Source organism: Citrobacter sp. wls826 (genome assembly GCF_005281245.1).
In the GTDB taxonomy this organism is placed as follows: domain Bacteria; phylum Pseudomonadota; class Gammaproteobacteria; order Enterobacterales; family Enterobacteriaceae; genus Citrobacter; species Citrobacter braakii.
Genome location: NZ_SZWS01000055.1, coordinates 112,900 through 116,458, shown reverse-complemented (window position 1 = coordinate 116,458; position 3,559 = coordinate 112,900). Strand labels below are relative to the sequence as shown.

Genomic DNA, 3,559 nt, shown 5'->3' with positions numbered 1-3,559 from the left:
CGGGCGAAGAGGTTTCCTCTCCGCCCGTGCACGCATGTTAGGGGCAGATAAAAAGAGATGGCTAAGCAAGACTATTACGAGATTTTAGGCGTTTCCAAATCAGCGGAAGAGCGTGAAATCAAAAAGGCCTACAAGCGCCTGGCCATGAAATATCACCCGGACCGCAACCAGGGTGATAAAGAGGCCGAAGCCAAGTTTAAAGAGATCAAAGAAGCGTACGAGATCCTCACCGATGCGCAAAAACGTGCGGCTTATGATCAGTACGGCCATGCAGCGTTTGAGCAAGGTGGTATGGGCGGCGGTGGCGGTTTTGGCGGCGGGGCCGACTTCAGCGATATCTTTGGTGACGTGTTTGGCGATATCTTTGGCGGCGGTCGCGGTCGTCAGCGCGCCTCACGTGGTGCTGATTTACGTTACAACATGGATCTCACTCTGGAAGAAGCCGTGCGTGGCGTCACCAAAGAGATCCGTATTCCGACGCTGGAAGAGTGTGATGTTTGCCACGGCAGTGGTGCGAAGGCGGGCACGCAACCCCAGACCTGTCCAACCTGTCACGGTTCTGGTCAGGTGCAGATGCGTCAGGGCTTTTTTGCCGTACAGCAGACCTGTCCACACTGTCAGGGCCGCGGTACGTTGATTAAAGACCCGTGCAACAAATGCCATGGTCATGGTCGCGTTGAGAAGAGCAAAACGCTGTCCGTTAAGATCCCGGCAGGGGTTGATACTGGCGACCGTATTCGTTTAGCGGGTGAAGGTGAAGCCGGTGAACATGGCGCGCCAGCAGGCGACTTGTACGTTCAGGTGCAGGTAAAACAGCACCCAATTTTCGAACGTGAAGGCAATAACCTGTACTGCGAAGTGCCGATTAACTTTGCGATGGCAGCGCTGGGCGGCGAGATTGAAGTGCCGACGCTGGACGGTCGCGTGAAGTTAAAAATTCCGGGCGAAACGCAGACCGGCAAACTGTTCCGCATGCGTGGTAAAGGCGTTAAGTCAGTACGCGGCGGCGCACAGGGCGATCTGCTGTGCCGTGTGGTCGTTGAAACCCCGGTAGGCCTCAACGACAAGCAGAAGCAGTTGCTGAAAGATCTGCAGGACAGCTTTGGCGGCCCGACCGGCGAGCAAAACAGTCCGCGCTCTAAAAGCTTCTTCGACGGTGTGAAGAAATTTTTTGACGATTTGACGCGCTAATTCTCGACTCAATAATCTTTGATAAAAAGCCTGGGACTGAAAAGTTTCAGGCTTTTTTATTTCTGTTTTCCGTTCGGAAAATCCTGAACGACTTTATTTTAATAGCTCGTTAAAATCGATCTATTCATCATGAATAATCTAATTTTAACGAGCTTTCTGAAGGTGTAAGATAGTATTTACGAAGTATTCACCCAATAGAGAGAATAAAAGTGAAACATCTGCATCGTTTTTTTAGTAGTGACGCCTCCGGGGGCATCATTCTGATCATCGCTGCCGTGGTTGCTATGCTGATGGCAAATATCGGGGTTACCAGTGGATGGTACCACGCCTTTCTGGAAACGCCCGTTCAACTGCGGGTTGGCGCGCTTGAGATCAACAAAAATATGCTGCTGTGGATCAATGACGCGTTGATGGCGGTGTTCTTCCTGTTGATCGGTTTGGAAGTGAAGCGCGAGTTAATGCAAGGTTCGCTGGCCAGTCTGCGCCAGGCGGCGTTTCCGATCATTGCCGCTATCGGGGGCATGATTGTCCCGGCGCTGCTGTATCTGGCATTCAACTATGCTGACCCTATCACCCGTGAGGGTTGGGCGATCCCGGCGGCAACGGATATCGCTTTTGCATTAGGCGTGCTGGCGCTGTTGGGCAGCCGTGTCCCACTGGCGTTGAAAATCTTCCTGATGGCGCTGGCGATAATCGATGACCTCGGCGCTATTGTGATCATCGCGTTGTTCTACACCAGCGATCTCTCGCTGTTGTCGCTGGGCGTTGCCGCGTGCGCGATCCTTGTCCTGGCAGCATTGAATCTGTGCGGTGTAAGACGTACCGGTATTTATATTCTGGTTGGTGTAGTGCTGTGGACGGCCGTACTGAAGTCTGGCGTGCATGCAACTCTGGCGGGTGTGATCGTCGGTTTCTTCATTCCGTTGAAGGAAAAACACGGGCGTTCACCGGCGAAGCGTCTGGAGCATGTTCTGCACCCGTGGGTGGCATATCTGATCCTACCGTTGTTTGCCTTCGCTAACGCGGGCGTCTCACTGCAGGGCGTCACCATTGATGGACTGACCTCGGTGTTACCGCTGGGGATCATTGCTGGCCTGTTAATCGGGAAACCACTGGGTATAAGCCTCTTTTGCTGGCTGGCGTTACGCTTCAGGGTGGCGCAATTGCCGGAGGGAACGAATTTCCAGCAAATTATGGCGGTCGGCATTCTGTGCGGCATTGGCTTTACGATGTCGATTTTCATCGCCAGCCTGGCGTTTGGGACCGTCGATCCTGAGCTGATTAACTGGGCGAAACTGGGGATCCTGATCGGTTCTTTGCTGTCGGCGGTAATAGGTTACTGCTGGTTACGTACCCGGTTGAACGCAGCAGCCTGACGGGATAACCCTTTCGTGACAATTTTCAGGGAGAGAGTATGTCTCATATAAACTACAACCACCTGTACTACTTTTGGCATGTCTATAAAGAAGGATCGGTGGTTGGTGCAGCAGAGGCGCTTTATCTGACACCGCAGACCATTACCGGGCAGATTAAAGCGCTTGAGGAACGCTTACAGGGAAAGTTGTTCAAGCGGAAGGGGCGTGGACTGGAGCCCAGCGAATTAGGCGAATTGGTTTTTCGTTATGCGGATAAGATGTTCACGCTAAGCCAGGAAATGCTGGATATCGTGAACTACCGCAAAGAGTCGAATTTACTGTTCGATGTCGGCGTGGCGGATGCGTTGTCCAAACAGCTGGTCAGCAGCGTGCTGAATGCCGCAGTCGTTGAAGATGAACAAATCCATCTGCGTTGTTTTGAATCAACGCACGAGATGCTGCTTGATCAGCTCAGCCAGCATAAACTGGATATGATTATCTCCGACTGCCCGATCGATTCTACGCAGCAGGAAGGGTTGTTCTCAGTGCGGATTGGCGAATGCAGCGTGAGCTTTTGGTGCACCCAGCCATTGCCTGAGAAACCATTTCCGGCCTGCCTAGAAGAGCGTCGATTGCTGATCCCTGGACGCCGTTCGATGCTCGGGCGTAAGCTGTTGAACTGGATTAACTCACAAGGGCTGAACGTTGAAATCCTTGGCGAGTTTGATGACGCCGCGCTGATGAAAGCGTTTGGCGCAACGCATAACGCTATTTTTGTTGCGCCTACGCTTTATTCCCACAATTTCTATGCCGATGATTCAATTGTTGAAATTGGACGCGTAGAGAATGTGATGGAGGAGTATCACGCCATATTTGCGGAAAGAATGATCCAGCATCCAGCGGTGCAGCGTATTTGCAATACTGATTACTCGGCACTATTTATTTCTGCGGGTAAATAATCAAGGCGCACTCGTCATACTTCATATTGTGGGGGGGTTACTCGGCCAGTCGGT

General features: G+C 52.2%; 3 protein-coding genes. All 3 read left to right on the top strand.

Annotation, left to right across the window (positions count from 1 at the left end; all coding sequences use genetic code 11):
• Positions 1-57: 57 nt before the first annotated feature.
• A complete protein-coding gene (gene dnaJ, locus FDW87_RS16355) occupies positions 58-1,191 on the top strand; it encodes a molecular chaperone DnaJ (RefSeq protein ID WP_008786151.1) in 1,134 nt (377 codons plus the stop codon).
• Positions 1,192-1,400: 209 nt separating this feature from the next.
• Positions 1,401-2,567, top strand: coding sequence for a Na+/H+ antiporter NhaA (gene nhaA / locus FDW87_RS16350; RefSeq protein WP_019078332.1), 1,167 nt, complete (start codon positions 1,401-1,403; stop codon positions 2,565-2,567).
• 38 nt (positions 2,568-2,605) lie between these two features.
• Entirely contained in the window at positions 2,606-3,505 is a 900-nt protein-coding gene (nhaR, locus tag FDW87_RS16345) for a transcriptional activator NhaR (protein WP_016155652.1), read from the top strand.
• Positions 3,506-3,559: the final 54 nt, after the last annotated feature.